We start from the raw sequence: 19,997 nt of genomic DNA, 5'->3' as shown, positions 1-19,997 counted from the left end.
TGTTCCGGCCTCACGCCGTCAGGGCGGAACGGGTCGCGCGGGATGTGCCGCGCGCGGCGGCCCGGACCCGGTGGACGGTCTTCGACCGGTCGACGACCGGGTCGCCGAGCACGATCCGCCCCGCCGCGCGCAACGCGTCGCACTCCTCGGTCGGCAGGGCCACCGGACGGCCGTCGGTCTGCCAATAGCCGTACCGGCGGCGCCCGTTCCCATGCACCGTCAGGAAGACCGCCAGGCGCTCGTCCATGATCAGGCGCAGCACTTCGGCAGCACGGGAACTGAGCCGAGGGCGCGTCATGGGCGGTCAGCCTTTCCGGGGCAGGGCGGTGATCCTCCCGACCGGAAGGCGAGATGATCTTTACCCCGCATTGTTGCCGAGGGCACTGACAGCGCGCATCCGGCGTGCCGGGGACGCCCCGTGACGTCACGGGGTTGCGTCTCGGGTATGTGACGACCTTCACCCTCATGTGTCGGAAAGTGATGAATTCCTTACGGGGGGAAGACGTAAAGATTTGGGAAGTGGCAACCCAAGACCGTGGAGGTTTCACGTGCGACCGTTCACCCTCAACTATGCCGTGCCCAGGGGGGCTCAGGCCGCGGTGACGCCGTACCGCTTCGACGCCTCGCGGCAGTTGAACGTGCTCCCGGACGGCCGCCCCGCCGTCAGTGACCGTGCCCTGCTGCTGGCGGCCGGCACGACGACGTCGACGGCGGGTTCCCAGACGCACTTCGACGACTGACGGCACGGACCGGATGACGGTTCTCATCCTCACGTCGGAGCAGGACGTGACGGCCGACATGGTGGTGGCCGAGCTGCACGAGCGGGCGGTGCCCGTGATGCGCCTGGACCCCGCCGACCTCCCCGGCAGGGCGGTGCTGTCGGCCGACTACGCCCACGGCGACTTCGACGGCCACCTCTCGTTGGGCGGGCACGTCCTGAGCATGGGTGGCCTGCGCTCGGTGTGGGTACGCCGGCCCGGCGAACCGGCCGCCCACGCCCCGGAGCCCTCGACCTGGCTGACCGCGGAGACCCGCCAGGCCCTGTACGGCATGCTCTACTCGGCGTCCACACGGTGGATGAACCATCCCCGCAACGCGGAGCAGGCCCGCTACAAGCCGTGGCAGCTGCGGATCGCCCACCTCAGCGGCTTCGCCGTGCCGCCGACCGTCGTCACCACGGCGCCGCGTGTGGCCCAGCAGTTCGCCGAGGAGTACCGGGACGTGGTGGTGAAGTCGGCGTCGGGGCCGCCGCCGGACGACCCCGAACTCGCCCTGCCGACGACGCTGATCGGCCCGGACGCCGACTTCTCCGCGGTCGCGGCCGGCCCGGCCCTGTTGCAGCGCTACATCCCCAAGCGCGCCGACATCCGGCTGACCTGCGTCGGCGCGCGGCTGTTCGGTGCCCGCAAGAGAGCGGCGCCCGGGCAGGTGGACGGCCGGTACGGCGACACCGAGTACTCCTGGGAGCCCACCGTGGTGCCCGACCGCATCGTGAAGTCGGTCCACGAGTACCTGGCGTCGGCCGGTCTCGCGTACGCCGCCTTCGACTTCGCCGAGGACGGCGAGGGCGTGTGGTGGTTCCTGGAGTGCAACCAGGGCGGCCAGTTCGGCTTCATCGAACTGGAAACCGGCCAGCCGATAGCGGAGTCGATCGCCCACTGGCTGGCCCGGCGGACACCCGACCGGCGGCCTCCGGAAAGCCGCTGGTAGGCGTGGAGCCGACGCGGCGGAGCGGATCCGTACGGATCCGCTCCGCCCCGTCCTCCTACGGGGCCCCGGCCTCCACTCACCCCGCCGGCGGCCGGAACGTTCTCAGGAACACGTCCAGTGCCTGCTTGTTGGCGGCGCTCTGCGCGTCCGCCGCCGGAGTCGTCCAGCGCAGGGAGCAGCCGCGGCCGTCGCCGAGGAGGAAGCCCCGCCCGAAGGTGCGCACCCGGACGCCGTTCACCGTGGACGACCACACCATGTCGGCGCCCGGGTGGCCCTGGTAGGTCACGGGGCGGATGTCGCCTACCCGTGTGTAGTCGGCGTACGTGCTCCTCAGGGACGGCTCCAGCTTCCGCCACACGGCGACCGGATCCGTACCGAGCCGCACGCTGTAGGTGACCGCCAGCGTGCGAGGGTCCCCGCTCGCGCCGAACGTCACCCGGTAGGTGCCCTCGGCGGCCTTGAGGGTGTCAAGGGTCTCCCATCCCTGGGGCAGGTCGATGGAGAAGCCCTCCGGAGCGTCGTAGCGGCGGAAGGTCGTCGCCGGGTTCCTGGCGGCGGGTGACGACGGGGGCGCGGACGGTGCCGGTGCCGTAGTCGTCGTGGGAGGAAGGGCCGTGCCGTCGGTGCCGTGCCCGGACGGCGCGGCCGGCCGCGAGGGCGCGACGGAGCGCGACGGCTCCGTCCCGGTCGCCGACGCGCCGCCTCCCTCCGAGCCGAGCGCCGCGACGAGGACCGCGACCGAGGAGGCCACGAGTACGAGCCCCGCCCCCACGAGCACCGACCGGCGCACGGCCGGTCCGCCCCAGGCCCGCCCCGCCCGGTGGGCGACCAGCCACGCTCCCCTCAGGCGCGGCATCAGTGCCTCCTGCGTGGGCTCCTCGAGGTCGTCGCTCACGATGCGCATCAGGGAGGCACGGACCGCGGACTCCGGGACCCGCTCCAGGGCGTCGCGGCGCAGCAGCCCCGTGATGGCAGGGGCCAGCGGCCCGGCGCTCAGCGGGGGGCGCAGCGGCAGCCGGTCCACGGCGCGCAGCGTCGCCTCGGCCGGCCCCCGGTCGCGGATCGGCGGACGGCCCTCCACCATCGCGTACAGCAGCGCTCCGAGCGCCCACTGGTCCGCCGCCGGCCCGGCGCTCGAGCCGCGGGCCTGTTCGGGGGAGGCGTACGACGGCGCGGTGACCCGCTGGGTGACGGACGATCCGATCAGTCCGAACCCGGTCACCACGACCTGGCCCCCCTCCTGCACGAACACCTGCCCGGGGCTCAGGTCCCCGTGGGTCACCCCCCGCCGGTGGGCGGCCTCCAGGACGTCGAGGATCCCGAGGCCGATGCGGGCGGCACGCACGTGGTTCAGGGGTCCGCGATCGAGGATCACCCCGAGGGGCGTGCCGTCGATCCGGTCCGTCACGGTCCACAGGACACCGTTGTCGTCGACCACGTCGAGGACGGTGGCGATCCGGCCGGGGCACAGCAACTCCATGGCCTCCGACTCGCGCAGGATCCGGGCGATCGTGCGACGCGAGGTGACCTCGGGCCGCAGGGGTGCGAGCCGCGACTCGGTGAGGGTGACCGGCCGTGCGAAGTTTGCGTCCTCGCCGAGCCAGACGGTGCGCCCCTCCTCCCGGTGGACGACTTCGAGCGTCCGGTACCGTCCGGCGACCAACTCCCGTGTGGAGACCTGCCCGTGGTCCATCGTCATCCCTCGCAGCGCACCGGACTCTCCCTTTCCCGGATGTACGGCGGACGTGACGGTGGGTGTTCAAAGAAAGGCGATTTTCTACGAGCCGGATTTCCCCGGCCCGCCGTACACCGCTCACACGTGCGAAAATGCTTCCTCTTGGCTACTGGTCGGTAGTTTACCGTCGGTTACCTCTACAGCCGCACCGATGTACGACTCCGCGAACGCGGCCGCCGCCGCGGGGGAGTGGAACAGCCGTCGCAGCCGCGCGAGGGCGTTGCCCGCGCGGAACGGATCACCCGACGACGGCCCGTGCAGCAACTCCGCGAACCACTCGGAGAACTCCTGGTACTGCCACACGCGCCGCAGGCAGGCCGCCGAGTAGCCGCGCAGGCCGCCGGTGTCCCCCGTGCGGTGGTAGGCGATGAGCGCGTCCGCGAGCAGCAGCGCGTCGTGCAGGGCGAGGTTCATGCCCTTCGCGGCGATCGGAGCGACCAGGTGCGCCGCGTCGCCCGCGAGGAACAGCCGCCCGTACGTCATCGGCTGGACCACATAGTTGTGCATGTCCAGGACGCGCTTCTCGATCAGCCGCCCTTCGGTCAGCGGCGGTGTCCCGGCGACGGACAGCCGTTCGCGCAGCTCGGACCAGACACGGTCGTGCGGCCAGTTCTCCGGGTCGTCGCCGGGCGGCACCTCGAGGTAGTAGCGGGTGACCTGTGGGCTGCGCGCCATGTGGGCGGCGAAGCCGCGTGGATGGACCCCGAAGACGACGCAGTCCGACGACGGCGGCGCCTCGGCGAGCAGTGCCAGCCAGCCGACCCCGTGGTCGAGCCGCGCCAGGTGCGCGCGCCCGGACGGCACAGCGCTCCGGGTCACACCGCGGGCGCCGTCGCAGCCGGCGATCACCTCACATGCGATGCGCCGGTGCTCACCGGAATCCGGATCCGTGTACGACACGGACGGCTCGTCGGTGTCGATGCCGTGCACCTCCACGTCCCGCACACCGAACCGTATGTCGCCCCTCTTGACGTCCGCGTACTCGCGCACGAGGTCGGTGACGAGCAACGGCTGCGGGTACACGAAGTGGTGGTGGCCGGAGATCTCCGCGTACGGGAACCGGATCCGCTCCCCGTCGACGCGGAACTCGCACTCGCTGTGCGTCTGCGCCGTCTCCAGCAGCCGCCCGGCCAGCCCGTGCCGCTCGAGCGCCCGCACGGCCCACTCCTCGAGGAACCCCGCCCGGGGCCGCTGTTCGATGAACTCCCTGCTCTCCGCCTCCAGGACGACACAGTCCACGGAGGCGTCCCGCAGGATGTTGGCGAGCGTCAGCCCGGCGGGACCGGCGCCGACGATGACGACGGGAACGCGTGGCTCGGGCGGGGGAACGGGGGCGGGGGAGGAGTCGATCATCCGGTCATTATGACGGCGTACCGTCAACCCCTCACAGGCCAGGCGCCGTTAAGCAGCCGCCCCCGTCGTCGCGGTCTCAGCCGAGGGCGCTCCGCAGGGCCGGCAGAAGCTCCTTGCTCGACCACTCGATGTACTCGGGCTGCGACTCGCCACCGATCTGCACCAGCGCGATCTCCGTGAACCCGGCCTCGGCATAGGGTCGTACGGCCTCCACGAAGTCCGCCGGGTCGTCGCCGCACGGAATGGAGGCGGCCACGTCGTCGGGCGTCACGAACTGGGTGGCCGACGCGAACGAATCCGGATGAGGCAGCTCGGAGTTGACCTTCCAGCCGCAGCCGAACCAGCGGAACTGCTCGTGCGCCCGCCGGATCGCCGCGTCCCGGTCCCGGTCGTAGCAGACCGGCAGCTGCCCGACCCGCGGCTTGCCCTCGCCGCCGTGCCGGTCGAACGCGGTCAGCAGCTCCTGTTTCGGTTCTGTGGCGATGACCAGGTCGGCGAGCCGGCCCGCGAGCGCGCAGGACCGCTCGCCGGAGACGGCGACGCCGATCTGCGGCGGCTCGTCCGGCAGGTCCCACAGCCGCGCCGAGTCCACGCTGAAGTGCTTGCCCCGCCGGCTGACATGGCCTCCGCCGAACAGGTCGCGGATGATGCCGACCGCCTCTTCCAGCATCTCGTGCCGCACCTCGACCGAGGGCCAACCCCGGCCCACCACGTGCTCGTTGAGGTTCTCGCCGGCGCCGAGCCCCAGTCGGAAGCGGCCCAGGGACAGCAGCTGCATCGTCGCCGCCTTCTGGGCCACCACCGCCGGGTGGTAGCGGACGGTCGGACAGGTCACATAGGTCATCAGCGGGATGCGCGAGGTGGCCTGGGCGGCGGCGCCCAGCACGCTCCACGCGTAAGGGGCGTGCCCCTGCTCCCGCAGCCACGGGAAGTAGTGGTCGGAGGTCACGGAGAAGTCGAACCCGGCCTCCTCGGCCCGCACCACATGGTCGACGAGCTCGCGCGGGCCCGCCTGTTCGGTCATCATCGTGTATCCGATTCGCACCATAAAGCACGGGTTCCCGGTTGGAAGGGACGAAAACTGGCTACGGGGGTCCGTGCGACGACACCGTGGACACCCGCCGGGCGGACGCGGAAGGATGGCGGGTACAGCGATCAGCCGTCCGGTCAGCAGGTGTGGTCAGCAGTCCTGGCCGGCAGTTGTCCGATCACCCGCCGAGACCGTGCAGGAGGCCGCCCGATGAGTGCCCGCCCGTTGCCCGTCAGCACACCCGCGGAGCAAGGGGTCGACGCCCGTGGGATCCAGGCGTTCCTCGACGCGGTGGAGGCGGCGCCGGACATCGAGCCGCACAGCCTGATGATCCTGCGCCACGGCCGCCTGGTGGCCTCCGGCTGGTGGGCGCCGTACACCGCCGACCGCCCCCACCTGCTGTACTCGCTCAGCAAGAGCTTCACCTCGACCGCCGCCGGGCTGGCCGTCGCGGAGGGCATTCTCGACCTGGACGCGCCCGTGGTCTCGTACTTCCCCGAGTTCGAGGCGGACATCACCGACCCGCGCAGCCGGGCCATGCTGGTCCGGCACGTCGCATCCATGGCGAGCGGACACGTCGCCGAGACCTGGGCCGAGGCGCTGGCACACGACCGTGCGGAGCCCGTGCGCGGCTTTCTCCTGATCCCGCCGGACGGCGACCCGGGAACGGTCTTCGCCTACAACCAGTCCGCGACGTACACGCTCGCCGCGATCGTGCAGCGGCAGTCCGGACAGTCACTGACCCAGTACCTGCGTCCGAGGCTCTTCGATCCGCTCGGCATCGGGGAGACCGCCTGGGTTCAGCACCCGCGAGGCCGCGACCTCGGATTCGCCGGGCTGCACGCCGCCACGGACGCGGTCGCCCGCCTGGGCCAGCTGTACCTCCAGGAGGGTGTCTGGGAGGGCAGGCGCGTGCTGCCGTCGTCCTGGGTGGTGGAGGCGACACGCCCGCACATCGCCACCGCCGGCTTCAAGGCCGGGGGCCCGGTGCCGGACTGGCAGCAGGGATACGGCTACCAGTTCTGGGGCTCACGGCACGGATACCGGGGCGACGGGGCGTACGGCCAGTTCTGCGTCGTCCTGCCCGAGCACGACGCGGTGATCGCGACGACGGCGGCGACCGAGCAGATGCAGCAGCTGCTGGACGCGATGTGGCGGCACCTGCTGCCCGCGTTCGGTCCTGCCCCGCTGACCGACCACGACGGCGAGGACAAGGCGCTCCAGGACCGCCTCGAACGCCTTGCGCTGCCGCCGGTGGCGGCGGAGGCCGAACCCGGGATCCCGTCAGGAATCCGCCTCACACCGCAGGGCGGCCACTGCCCGGAACAGCCGACGTTGACGGCGGTCGAGGTCGCCCCCGAGGACGGCAGCTGGAGGATGACCCTGGTCGAGGGGGAGGACCGCCTCGTGCTCCGCCTTCCGGGCTCCGCCTGGGCGGTCGAGGAGGACTCGCTTCCCACGGCGACGAGCGGCGGCTGGACGACCCCGGACACCCTGAGCGCCGACGTCCTGTTCCTGGAGACCCCGCACCGCCTGACCATCACGGGCACGCCCGGCACGGGCACGTTCACCGCCCACTGGCACACCACACCGCTGCACGCGGGGCCACTGAACCGGCACCGGGCGCCCCGTGCGGGACGGCCCGGCTAGCCGAGCGTCTCCATCCAGTTGGCCGGGACCCGCCCCCGCGGCCCCGGCGCGGGCTGGTCCTCGGGGTGGCAGGCCGGAGGAGCCAACTCGGGCCCGGCCTCGTACAGCTCGGACGTCTCGTAGTTCCAGAACCAGTCCTCGCCCGGCTCGAAACTGCGGATCACGGGATGCCCGGTGGCTTGGAAGTGCGCCGTCGCGTGCTTCGAGGGCGAGTCGTCGCAACACCCGATGTGCCCGCACTGCGCGCACCGTCGCAGATGGAACCACCATCCGCCCGCCGCCTCGCACTCCACGCACCCGGTACCGCTCGGCGGGACGTTCGGGTCGATCCCCTGCACTGTGCTCATGACGACGCCTCCGGTGCTGTCTCGGAATCCACGGCAGTGAGCGGCAGCCGTACCTGGAACCGCGTGTCGCCAGGCTCGGACCGCACGCTCAGGCTGCCGTGGTGCTTGTTGACGACGATGCGCCAGGAGATGTCCAGACCGAGCCCGGTTCCCTGGCCGACCGGCTTCGTGGTGAAGAACGGGTCGAAGATGCGGTCGCGGATCTCCTCCGGCACACCCGGACCCGTGTCGCGGAACTCCACGAGCAACTGGTCGTGGTCGAGGGCCGTGCGAACGGTCAACGTGCCCTCTCCGCCCGCGTCGTTCATGGCCGACACCGCGTTGTCGATGAGGTTGGTCCACACCTGGTTCAACTCGCCCGGATAGGCGGGGATGTCGGGCAAGGACCGGTCGTAGTCCTTGACTACGGTGATCCGCTTGCCGATCTTCCCGGACAGCATCATCAGGGTGCTGTCGAGGAGTTCGTGCACATCGGCCGTCCGGTACGGCGCCCGGTCGAGCTGCGAGTACTGCCGGGCCGCGTTGACGAGCGTGGACACCCGGGTCGTGGAGTCCTCGATCTCGTTCATCAGCAGCTCGGTCTCGACCGTGTAGTTGAGCCAGCGGACCGCACCCTCCAGCGTCCGCTCGTCGACGGCAGCCGCGACCTGGTCCAGCCAGTCCGTGTCGAGCCCGGCCTGCACGAACGTCGGCGCGAGCTGCCAGCCGCCGTCGATGCCGTGGTCGTCGAGCCAGTCGGTGATCTCGTCCTCGCGGTCGGACGCCTCCAGCGGGCTGACCGGCGCGGCCTTGGCGACCTGTTCGGCGGTCCGCTCCTGGATCTCGACCAGTGTCAGCAGCGCGTCCGGCTCGTAGCGTCCGGCGGCGATCACGCCCAGCTTGTGCCGCATCCCGGCGACCCGCTCGCGCAGCGCCGAGGTGGCGCGCACGGCCGCCGCGGCCGGGTTGTTGAGCTCATGGGTGAGACCGGCGGACAGCGATCCGAGCGCCAGCAGGCGCTCCCGCTGGTTGATGACCTGCTGGGTGTTCTTGGAGCCGAAGAACAACCCCTCCAGCAGGTGCACCGCCATCGGGAACCAGTCCCGCATGATCGAGGCGAACGTCTCCGCGGGCAGGATGAAGAACCGCGAAGGCTCGGTGACCCGCATCGAGCCGCTGTACGACGCCGCGGCCCGGTCGCCCAGATACGCCTGGAAGGCGCCCGCGTACACACCGCGCTGCGAGGTCCGGTTGACCTCCACGTCGTCGGCGCCGACCCGCCGCGACAGCACGACCGTCCCTTTGAGGAGGACGAAGAAGCAGGTGGCGGGCTCGCCCTCGGTGTAGACCGGGCCGGGGTCGAACTCCTCCACCCGGCCTTCCCGGCACAGCCGCGCCAGCTGCTCGTCGTCCAGCTTCTCGAACAGGAAGAGGGTCTTCAGCTCCTCCCGGTCGCACGTCATCGGCCGACCGCCCATCACCGCTCCCCGCGCGTCGAGTTCATGACTGCTCCAGATACCGGTGGACGAGCATCACGGCCATGGCACCCTCGCCCACCGCGGAGGCCACCCGCTTGGCGGACTCGGCGCGCGCGTCGCCCGCCACGAACACGCCCGGGACGTTGGTCTCCAGGTGGTACGGGGGCCGGTCAAGCTCCCAGCCCTTCGGCGGCTGCCCGTCGCTCGTCATGTCGGGGCCGGTCGGGATGAATCCCCGCTCGTCCCGCAGCACCGTCCCCTCCAGCCAGTCGGTGAGCGGCGCCGCCCCGATGAACACGAACAGCCACTGCGCGTCGACGAGTTCGGTCTGCCCGGTCGCCACGTCCCGCAGCGTCAGCTTCTCCAGATGGTCCGAGCCGTGCGCCGCGTCCACCACGGTCCGGGTGCGGACGTGAATGTTCGGAGCGTCGTTGATCTGCTGGATCAGATAGTGCGACATCGACGCCGACAGCGACTCGCCGCGCACCAGGAGGTTGACGGACTTGCAGCCCCGGGACAGGTACATCGCCGCCTGGCCCGCCGAGTTGGCGCCGCCCACGATGTACACGTCGTACCCGGAACAGGCCGGCGCCTCCGTCAGCGCCGAACCGTAGAACACCCCGCACCCCGTCAGCTCCGCGAGCCCCGGCGCCTGGAGCTGCCGGTAGGACACGCCGGTCGCCAGGATCACGCTGTGCGCGCCGATCGCGGTCCCGTCCGAGAACCGCACGATCCGGGCCGCACCGTTGACCTCGAGAGCGGACACCTCCCGCGCGGTGAGGATCTCCGCGCCGAACTTCTTCGCCTGCCGGCGCGCCCGGTCCGTCAGCTGCGCGCCCGACACGCCGTCGGGGAAGCCGAGGTAGTTCTCGATCCGGGAACTCTGCCCGGCCTGACCGCCGGTCGCGGACCGCTCCACGAGCAGCGTCCGCAGGCCCTCCGACGCCCCGTACACCGCCGCCCCCAGCCCGGCGGGCCCGCCGCCTATCACGACCAGGTCGTAGAACTCCGAGGTCGGCGTCGTCGCCAGGCCCACGTGCGCGGCCAGTTCCGGGTCCTCCGGCTCGACCAGCGGCGTGCCGTCCGTGGTGACGACGAGCGGCAGCCGCTCCCCGTCCTGCCCGGCCGCCGCCAGCAGCCGCTGCCCCTCCGGGGTCTCGACCGAGTACCAGCGGTAGGGCACCTGGTTCCGGGCCAGGAACTCCCGTACGCCCGAGGAGCGAGCCGACCAGCGGTGGCCGACCACCTTCGTGGTGGGAACCGGCCGGTAGTCGGAGGTCCGCCACGCCTCCAGCAGATCGTCCAGGACCGGGTAGAGCTTCTCCTCGGGCGGGTCCCACGGCTTGAGGAGATAGTGGTCGAGGTCGATCACGTTGATCGCGTCGATGGCCGCGTTGGTGTCCGCGTACGCCGTCAGCAGCACCCGCCGCGCGCCCGGGTAGACGTCCACGGCCTGTTCCAGGAACTCGATGCCGTTCATCTGCGGCATCCGGTAGTCGGCCAGGATCACCGCCACCAGGTCGCCGCGCAGCTTCAGCTCCCGAAGCGCCTCGAGCCCGCTCTCACCGGACTCGGCGCGCACGATGCGGTACGACTCGCCGTAGCGGCGGCGCAGGTCGCGCGCCACGGCACGCGACACTCCGGGGTCGTCGTCCACGGTCAGGATGACGGTCCGTGCAGCTGCCCCCGCAGCCTGTGCCATGAGGTCTCCCGCCCCGAGCTCATCCACGTCTCGGCCATCGTATGTTCGATCGCCCGGTTTCGCTCCTGAACCCGGTGAGCACCTGACCGGTGGCATGATCGCCTCCACCGGAGCAGCGACAGGAAGGCAGCAGCATGACCCGCCCGATCACCGTGGGAGTGGACGGATCGCCGGAGAGCGTCGCCGCGGCGGCCTGGGCGGGCCGGGAGGCCGTGCGCCGGGGCCTGCCGCTGAGGATCGTGCACGCCTGGCAGTGGCAGGCCCTGGACGTCGCCCTGCCGGCCGACGAGGACGCCCAGGCCCGATGGGCCCGCCAGGTCGTGGACGCGGCCCGGGGCGCACTCACCGAGCGGCACCCGGAGCTGACCGTGACCGCCGAGGCGCTCCAGGGAGCGCCCGTCGAGTCGCTGGTCGCCGAGGCGGCCACGGCCGAATTGCTGGTGCTGGGCTCACGCGGGCACGGCGCGGTCGTCGGGTTCCTGATCGGCTCCGTGGGTCAGCAGGTGATCGCCGAGTCCACCAGGCCCGTGGTGCTGGTCCGCGCGGACGACCGGCCCGCCGCCGAGGCGGCGGGTCACCACATCGTCGTGGGACAGCACGGAGGGCCGGACGACAGCGCGCCCGCGCTCGCCTTCGCCTTCGAGACGGCCGCCGCCCGGGGCGCAGCCGTCCGCGTCGTACGGGCCTGGAGCCTGCCGCCCGTGTTCGCCTACAGCCCCGGCTCGCTCAAGCTGCTCGACGAGGCCGGTGGGCTGGAACAGTTCGAGAGGAAAGCGCTCGACGAGGCGCTGCGCCCCTGGCGGGACCGCTACCCCGACGTGCCGGTGACCGAGCACGTGGAGATGGGCAGCGCCGCCCAGGTGCTGCTCTCCGCGGCCGGCGACGCCCAGCTCGTGGTGGCGGGACGCCGTGCGACCCGGGCCGTCGGACCCCGCATCGGATCGGTGGCGCACGCGCTGCTGCACCACGCACCCTGCCCGGTGGCGGTCGTACCGCCCGCCTGATGCGGGCTCCCTCTCACAGAGCGCGGCCGAGCAGGGCCAGCAGCTCCCGCCAGTGCCGTTCCGCCGCCTCGGCGTGGTAGCTGGAGGTGTCCTCCTGGGTGTAGCCGTGCGGGGCGCCCGGGTAGACCTCGCAGCGGTGACGCACACCCGCGTCGGTGAGCGCCTTCTCCAGCCGCTCGATCTGCTCGGGCGGCAGGGAGTGGTCCTTGTCGGCGTGTCCGAAGTACGCCTCCGCGGTGATGCGGCCGGCCAGCAGATGGGGGCTGTCCGGCTGGTCGGTCGCCAGCTGCCCGCCGTGGAAGCCGGCCACGGCGGCGACCCGCTCCGGGTGCGTGCCCGCGATGCGCAGGGCCAGTCGGGCGCCCATGCAGTAGCCGACGACACCGACCGGGCCGTCGGCGGCCTGCGGGCAGTCGGCCAGCCGGCGCAGATAGGCGTCGGCATCCCGCTCCGCACGCTCGGGCGTCAGCGCCCGCACCATCGGCATGACCTGCTGGAAGATCTCCGGGCGCGCCGACGGGTCGATGAAGTCGGGCAGCTCGATCACGGGCGACCGGCCGTGGCGGTAGAAGACGTTGGGGACCAGGACCGTGTAGCCGTGCCCGGCGAGGCGGTCGGCCATCTTCTTCAGGGACGGACGCAGTCCGAAGGCGTCCATGTAGAGCAGGACCGCGGGGTGGGGGCCGCGGTCGTCCGGGTGGGCGAGGTACGCGTCCGCCGTGCCGTCCTCGGTGGGGATGTCCACGGACGTTCCACGGGTGGCGGTCATGTGTGGTTCTCCTGCCTGTCGACGTCCGGCCGGCGACGACCCCGGCCGGGCCTTGCGATCATCATCGCAACGCCGGTCGTCGGGTCGCTCAGGAGGGTCGAACGGGACCGTCCTCCTCTTCCTGCGGATCGGCCAGCGTCTCGCGGACCCTGGGCAGGATGTTGTCCACGTAGTCCTTCACGGCGACGTCCAGACCGATGTCGTGCTGGGCCCGCTCGGACAGATACCACCGGTGTTCCAGCAGCTCGTGATAGAGCTCCGCCGGATCCATCGACCCCCGCAGCTCCGGCGGCACCGCGCGCACGGTGGGCCGGAACACGTCCCGCACCCAGCGGTGGGCGAGCACCTCGGGCCGGGCGGCGAGGGGATCGCCGGGCGCGTAGTCGTCCTGGGTGGCCATCCAGCTCTCCAGGTCGTTCAGCAGCCGCCGCGCCTGGTTCTCCTCGGTGTCCAGGCCGGTCAGCCGGAGCAGTTGCCGCTGATGGTGCCCGGCGTCGACGACCTTCGGCACGAAGGTCACGGTGTCACCGTTGGAGGAGTGCGAGATCTGCATCTCCGCCACGTCGAACCCGAGGTCGTTCAGGCGGCGGACACGGCGGTCGATGTAGTGGTACTTGCCCGCCGGGTACACGGAGGTGCGGGTCAGCTCGTCCCACAGACCCGAGTACCGCTCGCAGATCTCCGTGCCGAACGCGACCGGATCGACGGACGGGTGCAGTGCCCCGGAGGCCTCCAGGTCGAGCAGCTCGCCGCTGATGTTGACGCGTGCCAGATCGAGGTCGTACTCCCGCTGCCCCGGGCTCAGCCGGGGGTGCAGCTCGCCGGTCTCGGCGTCCACCAGGTACGCGGCGTAGGCGCCCGCGTCGCGCCTGAACAGGGTGTTGGACAGCGAGCAGTCCCCCCACGCGAACCCCGCCAGGTGCAGACGGACCAGCAGCACGGCCAGCGCGTCCATCAGCCGGTGCATGGTCGCCGGCCGCATGGTCGTCTCGAACATCGAGCGGTACGGCATCGAGCCGCGCAGATGCCGGGTGATCAGCACCGGCTCCAGGGGCTCGCCGTCCTTGCCGGTACGGCCGGTGACCACGGCGAGCGGGTCCACCGCCGGGATACCCAGCCGGTCGAGGTCCCGCAGCAGTTCGAACTCGCGCACCGCGGGCCGCTCGGCGAGCTCCTTGACGGCCACCACCTCCGTACCGGCGCGTGCGTAGCGCACCACGTGCCGGGAGATACCGCGGGGCAGCGGCACCAGGTAATGCTCCGGCCACTCCTCCAGGGGCACCTGCCAGGGCAGTTCGAGCAGGAGCGCGGGGTGCTCCGGATTGGTCGCGCTGATCTGCAGAGCCATCGATGAACTGTCCTCGCCTCACGGTCGGCCGACGTACCAAGGAGCATCACCGCACCAGCACGGCACCGGAGTCAACAGGCGGCCCGGATCTTGGACGGGAAGAAGCCCCCACCACCCGCGCGCCGGGCCTGCGACGCGCCGGAGCTACGACGCGCCGTCGCCCCCACCCCGACGCGCCGCAAGCAGCAGCGCGATGTCGTCCGGCCGGTCCGCCGCGCGCCGCGCCCGGTCCGTGAGCCGGTCCCCGAGCTCCGCCAGGGTGAGCCCCGCCCGCCGGCGGGACGCCCCCCACTCCTGCGACAGCGTGGCACGCAGTTCACCGACCCCCTCGTCGATGTCCGCCCCGGGCCGCTCGACCAGCCCGTCCGTGTACAACGCCAGCACAGCCCCCGGTTCCAGCCGCAGCCACGTCACCGGATACCGGGCCTCCGGGTCCACCCCGAGCACCACCCCACCCCGCAGGTCCAGCACGTCCGTACGCCCGTCCGGGTGGCCCAGCAGCGGCTGCGGATGTCCGCCCCGCGCGGCCCGCGCCGCCCCCGTGGCCGGGTCCAGACGGATGTAGCAGCAGCTCGCGAACTGCCCCGGGTCGAGGCCGATGAGCAACCGGTTCGTCCCGCTCATCACCTGGTCCGGAGAATGGTCGCTCAGCGCGAACGCCCGCACCGCGCTGCGCAGTTGACCCATGGTGGCCGCCGCCTGCACGCCGTGCCCCTGCACATCGCCGATGACCAGGGCGAGACCGTCCCCGGCCTCCACCACGTCGTACCAGTCGCCGCCCACGTCCATGCCCTGCGTGCCCGGCAGATAACGGCCCGCGGTCTCCACCTGCGGGTGTGTGGACAGCCGCTGCGGCAACAGGGCCTCCTGCAGACCGCGGGCCAGGGCCGCCTCGGAGTCGTAGCGGCGGGCCCGCTCCAGGGCCTGAGCGATCAGCCCGGCGAGCGCGGTCAGCACCGTGCGCTCCTCGGAGCTGAAGGTCCGCGGTCGCTCGAAACCCAGGATGCACGAGCCGACCGGCCGACCGGAGGCGATCAGTGGCAGGTAGGCCCGCGAGCCCACCTGGGCGTCCAGCGGAATGCCCGGATAGGTCGCCTCGAGCTGCTGCATGGACTCGAAGAACAGGGGGCGGCCGGTGGTGAGCGTCTCCACGCCCGGCAGCCTGGCCTCGAGCCCGACCCCCTCGAACTGGTCGAGGAACCTCGCCGGGAAGCCGGTCTCCCAGGCCAGATACAGACGCCGCTCGTGCAGCAGGTAGATGGCGAGATGGCGTCCCCCGAACGCGGGCAGCAGTTCCCGCATCACCACCTCGGACACCTGACGGGCGGTCAGCGCCTCGGACAGCGCGATCGCGAGCACGACGGGGCGGTACACCGGGGCCAGAGCACCCTGCGCGCCGAGCGTCCCCGCGGCGGTCGTCGCCGCCGTCTCCTCCACCGAGGCCGCCTCCGCCGTGTGCCCGAGCGGCACCACCCGGCAGGTCACCACGTCGGGGCCGGGATAGACGGACAGCGTGAGCCAGTCGCCGTCCCGCTCTCCGTGCGGCCCGGTCGAGGGGCGCTCGACCTGGAAGTGCACCGGCTCCGACGACAGCAGCGCCGCCCGCAGATGGTCCTCGTAGGCGGGCCGGTCCAGCCATGGCACGGCCTCCAGCAGCGGCCGGCCGACCAGTTCCGCCGCCGGCCGCGCCAGCAGACCGGCGGCCCGCGGGTTGATGTAGGTGATCAGGCCCAGCCGGTCGAACGCGAACACCCCGTCCGGGAGCAGGTCCGTGGCGCCCTCCGCCGCCGGGCCGGGCCCCGGATCGATGACGAGACCGCCCACCCGGTGCTTCCCGTGCTCCGGCCCCTCCGTCCAGAACTCCAGCAGCCGCTCTCCACCGTCCTTGGCCCGCACCCGCAACGGCCGCACCGGCGAGCCGCCGGCGGCCGTCTCGCGCAGCGCGGACAGCACCAACTGCGCGTCGTCGGCGGAGACGGCTTCGGCGAGCGCCTCCGGCGACCGCACGACGTCGTCCGCGGAAACCGCGGCCAGCCCCCGGAAGGTGTCGTCCGTGGTGACCGTCCCGTCGCCCGGGTTCCACACGAAGTGCCCGATGCGGCCCTGCGGCCGGCCTGCCGCGGGGGGTCGTACACACAGCGACGGCCCGTCCCACACCACCGGATCCCCGCCCCCCTCCAAGGCGGCCAGGGTGTGCCCCAGCCGATCCGCTATGGCCGTCAGCCGGCCCCGGTCGGGCAGCGCCTCGGTCGCGGACGGCGCCACGGGCCGCAGCACCGTCAGCACACCGTAGGTGGTGGCACCGGCGCGCACGGGCACGTACACCGAGCCGAAGCGGAACGGCAGCCCGGCGGACAGCTGCGGATAGCGCCGCATCGTCTCCGTGGCGTCGGTGAGCACCACCGGCACGCCCAGTCGGTAGGCGTCCGCGACGGGGAAGGGCCGGTCCTGGTGCAGCCGCGACCACGGTCGGAAGAGTTTCGAGGGCAGCCCGGACAGCACGGCCAGGCGCAGCACACCCGGCGTGCCGGAGCGCAGATACACGCCGCAGGCCAGACCGCCCACGGAACGCAGCGTGTCCACCACCGCGCAGGTCAGCGCCGTGGCCGGCGTCCCGAGTGCGCTGCCCGTGTCGTCGATGCTCCCTCGCATCGGTCTGCCCTCGTCCCCGGCCGTCGGGTCCGTACCACAGTCAGCATGCGCCGCCCCGCCGTGCGCGCGCATCCCGGCGGACCGGCGGCCGGGAAGCGGTCACCGCACGCGCCGGAACACATCGTCGGAGTCGTCCCAGATGGGCAGTTCCTCCGGCCGCCGCTCCCGTGGAACGCGCGCCGCCGACTGGTACATGGCGTCGATCTCGACCGCGTACCGGCGGGCGATGGCGTCCCGGCGCAGCTTCATCGACGGCGTCAGCAACCCGTTCGCGACGTCGAACGGCTCCGGGAGCACCCGGAAGACCCGGATCGACTCGGACCGCGAGACCGTGCTGTTGGCGGCGGCCACGGCCCGCGCGATCTCCTGCCGCAGCGCGTTCTCCTCCCGGGCGTCCCGGCCCCGGGTGTCCCCGCGCGTGAACAGGGCGCCGCGCCAGTGCGCCACGAATTCCGGGTCCAGGGTGATCAGGGCGCCCACGCAGGGCCGGTTGTCCCCCACGACGACCGCCTGGTGAATGAGCGGATGCACCCGCAGCCGCTCCTCCAGCGCCGCCGGGGCCACGCTCTTGCCGCCACTCGTGACGATGATCTCCTTCTTGCGGCCCGTGATGGACAGATAGCCCTCGGAGTCCAGCCGCCCGATGTCGCCCGTGGCCAGCCAGCCGTCGCGCAGCGCCGTGCGGGTGCCGTGGTCGTCACCCACATATCCCTGGAACACCGACGGGCCGCGCACCAGGATCTCCCCGTCCTCTGCCACCCGTACGTCGACACCCGGAAGCGGGCGCCCCACCGTGCCGGACTTCTCCCGCCCGACCGGCTGCGCTGTGATGCCTCCGCTCGTCTCGGTGAGCCCGTAGCCGTCGTGGACGAGGATGCCGATGCCCGCGAAGAAGAGGGCGAGTTCGCGGTTCAGCGGCGATCCGCCGGACACCGCCCCGCACACCCGCCCGCCCAGCGCTGCGCGCAGCTTGCGGTACACGGCCTTGTCGTAGAGGGCGTGCTGCAGTCTCAGGTCGAAGCCGGGGCCGGGCCCGGTGCCCAGCCGGTGTCGCTCGGCCGCGAGCGCGTAGTCCTGCGCGGTGCGAACGGCCCGCTCGAACACGGCGCCCCGGCCCGCCTGCTGGGCGGTTTGGAGGAACTTCTTGTACAGCTTCTCGAAGACGAACGGCACCGCGTACAGGTACGTGGGCCGGAACGTCAGCAACGACGAGGCCAGGGCGTCCGCGGTCAGCTCGGGTTCGTGACCCATGAGGATGCCGCCGCGCAGACACAGCGCCTGGAGCATCAGCCCGTACACATGCGAGAAGGGCAGGAAGACGAGGATGGAGGGCTGCTCACCGGGCGGTGCCGCGGTGTGCCCCCAGCCGGCCAGCAGCGTGTCGCAGGGGCTCGCCAGGTTGCGGTGGCTGAGCGCGCACCCGCGGGGGTGCCCGCTGGTGCCGGAGGTGTAGGCGACGATCGCGGTCGAGTCCGGCAGCACGATCCGGCGCAGCGAGTCGACCGTCGTGGCCGGGACCGGGCGGCCACGCTCCACGAGGTCGTCCAGCGCGCCCGCGTCCAGTTGCCAGACGTGGCGCAGCCGGGGCAGTGAGCCGCACACCGACCCCACGGTCATCACGCCCTGCTCGTCCTCGACGACCACGGCGACGCAGCCGGCGTCCCTCAGGATCCACTCGACCTGCTCGTGCGAGGACGTGGGATAGACCGGCACCACCTCCGCGCCGACCGCCCACAGCGCGCAGCTGAGCAGAGTCCACTCGTAGCGGGTGCGCGCCATGATGGCCACGCGGTTGCCGGGGCGGATGCCGGAGGCGACGAGTCCCCTCGCCAGATCGACCACTTCGTCCCGTAGCCCGGCCGCCGACATGGGGATCCAGGAGCCGTCGTCGCTCCGGCGTGCCACCAGGGCGAGCCCCGGATCCCGGCTCGCCGTGTCGAAGACGCTGTCGGCGAGTCCGCCCGTCATCACGGCCCCTGACACCGGGCCCGGGGCGGCCGGACGGGCGTTCCCAAAGTCGCGCATGCGCCGCCCCCCGAAGCTTCCCTGCTCGATCGCCGATGGATGCGGCATCGGCGGTGCTCGAATGTAGCCCAGGTTTCAGCCGGACGTGCCGGAAACGGCGATGAACCCCCGCCGCCGCTCCGGCGGTGCCGGGTGGAGCGGCGGCGAACCGGGGCGGGTCCTCGCCTGGTGCGGTCGCGCTCTGTGCGCGTCGTTGCCGAGTGCCGCCGTGCCCTGCCGCGGGCGGCCCCCACGCCGGATGCCGTGGCGTCACCAGCGGCCGGGTTCCGTACCGGTGATCGGGGCCGAGGGCCGGCCGTCCGGGCCGACCGGGACGTTCCCGGCGAGCATCACCCGGTGCATGATCCGGGGATGCCCTGGGGTGACGAGATCGCTCGGGGCCAGATGGACGGTGGCCCGGTTGTCCCAGAAGGCCACGCTGCCGGCCTCCCAGCGGAAACGGGCCGTGTACTCCGGGCGCGTGGCCTGCTCCAGGAGCATCTCCAGGATGTGCGCGCTCTCCGCCCGTGACAGGCCGAGGATCTGCTCCACGTAGTAGCCGTTGACGAACAGCACCCGTTCGCCCGTCTCCGGGTGGACCCGCACCAGCGGATGCTCCGTGGCCACCTGGTGGTCCAGCAGATGACGCACGTAGGCGTCGTCGCCGGGCCGCGGCTGGTACCCGACGCCGAGCCGGTGCTCGGCGCGCAGGCCGTCGACGAAACGTCGGACGGGTTCCGACAGACCCGCGTAGGCGGCGGCGAGGTTGGACCACTGGGTGTCCCCGCCGTACGGGGGCACGCTCTCGGCGCGCAGGATGGTCGCGGCCGGCGGATCGACGCGTGCCCCGTGATCGCAGTGCCATCCCCGCAGCAGCGAGTGGCGCCTGCGCCGCAGCCACTCGTCGTGGTCCATGCCGTAGCGCCCGCCCAGTTCCAGCCGGTCGGCCGTGGTCTCCACCTCCGGGAAGTCCGGCGGTGAGGCGCTGCCGCGCCTGCCCAGGACGACGGGCTCGCCGAACCGGCGGGCGAGCGCGACGTGCGCCGTGTGGTCCAGTTTCTGGTCCCGGAAGAACACCACCTTCCAGCGCAGCACGGCCGACCTGATCGCGCAGACCGCCGCGTCCGGCAGGTCGCCGGCCAGGTCGACCCCGGTGATCTCGGCGCCGATGTGGCCCGCGACGGGCCTCACCTCGACCTCGGTACCACTGTCCGTCGTCATACGGGCTCCGTCCGC

Annotated in this window: 16 protein-coding genes; 4 read left to right on the top strand and 12 right to left on the bottom strand. The window is 72.3% G+C overall.

All coding sequences use genetic code 11. The features are described 5' to 3' along the window. Positions 1–10 precede the first annotated feature (10 nt). Positions 11–298: a hypothetical protein gene (locus ACFYZE_RS18395; protein WP_388994629.1), complete on the bottom strand. Its 288-nt coding sequence runs from the start codon at positions 296–298 to the stop codon at positions 11–13. A gap of 250 nt (positions 299–548) precedes the next feature. On the opposite strand from ACFYZE_RS18395, the gene tgmA reads away from it, so the two are divergent. Both tgmA and tgmB read left to right on the top strand, forming a co-directional pair. Beyond that, positions 549–740 carry a putative ATP-grasp-modified RiPP gene (tgmA, locus tag ACFYZE_RS18390; protein ID WP_388994626.1) on the top strand — a complete coding sequence of 64 codons (192 nt, stop codon included), beginning with the start codon at positions 549–551 and terminating at the stop codon, positions 738–740. A gap of 13 nt (positions 741–753) precedes the next feature. Then, entirely contained in the window at positions 754–1,710 is a 957-nt protein-coding gene (gene tgmB, locus ACFYZE_RS18385; RefSeq protein WP_388994623.1) for an ATP-grasp ribosomal peptide maturase, read from the top strand. 76 nt (positions 1,711–1,786) lie between these two features. Here tgmB and ACFYZE_RS18380 read toward each other — a convergent pair whose 3' ends face one another. The 3 genes from ACFYZE_RS18380 to ACFYZE_RS18370 all read right to left on the bottom strand — a co-directional run bounded on the left by ACFYZE_RS18380 (position 1,787) and on the right by ACFYZE_RS18370 (position 5,846). Next, a complete protein-coding gene (locus ACFYZE_RS18380; RefSeq protein ID WP_388994620.1) occupies positions 1,787–3,409 on the bottom strand; it encodes a serine/threonine protein kinase in 1,623 nt (540 codons plus the stop codon). 114 nt (positions 3,410–3,523) lie between these two features. Next, positions 3,524–4,798, bottom strand: a complete 1,275-nt coding sequence (locus tag ACFYZE_RS18375; protein ID WP_388994617.1) for a 4-hydroxybenzoate 3-monooxygenase — start codon at positions 4,796–4,798, stop codon at positions 3,524–3,526. A gap of 76 nt (positions 4,799–4,874) precedes the next feature. Further along, complete coding sequence (locus ACFYZE_RS18370; RefSeq protein ID WP_388994614.1) at positions 4,875–5,846, bottom strand: LLM class F420-dependent oxidoreductase; 972 nt, start codon at positions 5,844–5,846, stop codon at positions 4,875–4,877. A 192-nt stretch (positions 5,847–6,038) separates the two neighbouring features. Here ACFYZE_RS18370 and ACFYZE_RS18365 point away from each other — a divergent pair, with 192 nt between their 5' ends. Then, a complete protein-coding gene (locus ACFYZE_RS18365) occupies positions 6,039–7,478 on the top strand; it encodes a serine hydrolase domain-containing protein (RefSeq protein WP_388994611.1) in 1,440 nt (479 codons plus the stop codon). Here the strand turns inward: ACFYZE_RS18365 and ACFYZE_RS18360 are convergent. The 3 genes from ACFYZE_RS18360 to ACFYZE_RS18350 are packed head-to-tail and all read right to left on the bottom strand — an operon-like array spanning position 7,475 to position 10,984. Continuing rightward, complete coding sequence (locus ACFYZE_RS18360; RefSeq protein WP_388994608.1) at positions 7,475–7,825, bottom strand: UBP-type zinc finger domain-containing protein; 351 nt, start codon at positions 7,823–7,825, stop codon at positions 7,475–7,477. The genes ACFYZE_RS18365 and ACFYZE_RS18360 overlap by 4 nt on opposite strands. Further along, positions 7,822–9,282 (bottom strand): ATP-binding protein, encoded by a 1,461-nt coding sequence (locus ACFYZE_RS18355; protein WP_388994604.1) that lies wholly within the window; start codon positions 9,280–9,282, stop codon positions 7,822–7,824. The genes ACFYZE_RS18360 and ACFYZE_RS18355 overlap by 4 nt, the downstream gene beginning before the upstream one ends. A 22-nt stretch (positions 9,283–9,304) precedes the next feature. Beyond that, entirely contained in the window at positions 9,305–10,984 is a 1,680-nt protein-coding gene (locus tag ACFYZE_RS18350; protein ID WP_388994601.1) for an FAD-dependent oxidoreductase, read from the bottom strand. Positions 10,985–11,118: 134 nt separating this feature from the next. On the opposite strand from ACFYZE_RS18350, the gene ACFYZE_RS18345 reads away from it, so the two are divergent. Then, positions 11,119–11,988, top strand: a complete 870-nt coding sequence (locus ACFYZE_RS18345) for a universal stress protein (protein WP_388994599.1) — start codon at positions 11,119–11,121, stop codon at positions 11,986–11,988. 13 nt (positions 11,989–12,001) lie between these two features. Here ACFYZE_RS18345 and ACFYZE_RS18340 read toward each other — a convergent pair whose 3' ends face one another. The 5 genes from ACFYZE_RS18340 to ACFYZE_RS18320 form a co-directional block, all read right to left on the bottom strand. After that, a complete protein-coding gene (locus tag ACFYZE_RS18340) occupies positions 12,002–12,757 on the bottom strand; it encodes a dienelactone hydrolase family protein (protein WP_388994597.1) in 756 nt (251 codons plus the stop codon). Between the two features lie 88 nt (positions 12,758–12,845). Beyond that, positions 12,846–14,105 carry a DUF4032 domain-containing protein gene (locus ACFYZE_RS18335; protein WP_388994595.1) on the bottom strand — a complete coding sequence of 420 codons (1,260 nt, stop codon included), beginning with the start codon at positions 14,103–14,105 and terminating at the stop codon, positions 12,846–12,848. A 144-nt stretch (positions 14,106–14,249) separates the two neighbouring features. After that, on the bottom strand, positions 14,250–16,757 hold the full coding sequence (locus tag ACFYZE_RS18330) for a SpoIIE family protein phosphatase (RefSeq protein ID WP_388994592.1): 2,508 nt from the start codon (positions 16,755–16,757) through the stop codon (positions 14,250–14,252). 99 nt (positions 16,758–16,856) lie between these two features. Further along, on the bottom strand, positions 16,857–18,782 hold the full coding sequence (locus ACFYZE_RS18325; protein ID WP_388994589.1) for an AMP-dependent synthetase/ligase: 1,926 nt from the start codon (positions 18,780–18,782) through the stop codon (positions 16,857–16,859). A 249-nt stretch (positions 18,783–19,031) separates the two neighbouring features. Beyond that, complete coding sequence (locus tag ACFYZE_RS18320) at positions 19,032–19,982, bottom strand: TauD/TfdA dioxygenase family protein (protein ID WP_388994586.1); 951 nt, start codon at positions 19,980–19,982, stop codon at positions 19,032–19,034. Positions 19,983–19,997 lie beyond the last annotated feature (15 nt).

Source organism: Streptomyces sp. NPDC001796 (assembly GCF_042892355.1).
Classification (GTDB): Bacteria; Actinomycetota; Actinomycetes; order Streptomycetales; family Streptomycetaceae; genus Streptomyces.
The sequence above is the reverse complement of the archived record's forward strand: the minus strand, read 5'-3'. Positions and strand labels throughout refer to the sequence as shown.

Coding starts and splice junctions, on each gene's coding strand:
- ACFYZE_RS18365 (WP_388994611.1), top strand. CDS start 6,039: ATGAGTGCCCGCCCGTTGCCCGTCAGCACACCCGCGGAGCAAGGGGTC.
- ACFYZE_RS18325 (WP_388994589.1), bottom strand. CDS start 18,782: ATGCGCGACTTTGGGAACGCCCGTCCGGCCGCCCCGGGCCCGGTGTCA.
- ACFYZE_RS18350 (WP_388994601.1), bottom strand. CDS start 10,984: ATGGCACAGGCTGCGGGGGCAGCTGCACGGACCGTCATCCTGACCGTG.
- ACFYZE_RS18345 (WP_388994599.1), top strand. CDS start 11,119: ATGACCCGCCCGATCACCGTGGGAGTGGACGGATCGCCGGAGAGCGTC.
- ACFYZE_RS18360 (WP_388994608.1), bottom strand. CDS start 7,825: ATGAGCACAGTGCAGGGGATCGACCCGAACGTCCCGCCGAGCGGTACC.
- ACFYZE_RS18335 (WP_388994595.1), bottom strand. CDS start 14,105: ATGGCTCTGCAGATCAGCGCGACCAATCCGGAGCACCCCGCGCTCCTG.
- ACFYZE_RS18395 (WP_388994629.1), bottom strand. CDS start 298: ATGACGCGCCCTCGGCTCAGTTCCCGTGCTGCCGAAGTGCTGCGCCTG.
- ACFYZE_RS18355 (WP_388994604.1), bottom strand. CDS start 9,282: ATGGGCGGTCGGCCGATGACGTGCGACCGGGAGGAGCTGAAGACCCTC.
- ACFYZE_RS18330 (WP_388994592.1), bottom strand. CDS start 16,757: ATGCGAGGGAGCATCGACGACACGGGCAGCGCACTCGGGACGCCGGCC.
- ACFYZE_RS18340 (WP_388994597.1), bottom strand. CDS start 12,757: ATGACCGCCACCCGTGGAACGTCCGTGGACATCCCCACCGAGGACGGC.
- ACFYZE_RS18375 (WP_388994617.1), bottom strand. CDS start 4,798: ATGATCGACTCCTCCCCCGCCCCCGTTCCCCCGCCCGAGCCACGCGTT.
- ACFYZE_RS18320 (WP_388994586.1), bottom strand. CDS start 19,982: ATGACGACGGACAGTGGTACCGAGGTCGAGGTGAGGCCCGTCGCGGGC.
- ACFYZE_RS18370 (WP_388994614.1), bottom strand. CDS start 5,846: ATGGTGCGAATCGGATACACGATGATGACCGAACAGGCGGGCCCGCGC.
- ACFYZE_RS18380 (WP_388994620.1), bottom strand. CDS start 3,409: ATGACGATGGACCACGGGCAGGTCTCCACACGGGAGTTGGTCGCCGGA.
- tgmB (WP_388994623.1), top strand. CDS start 754: ATGACGGTTCTCATCCTCACGTCGGAGCAGGACGTGACGGCCGACATG.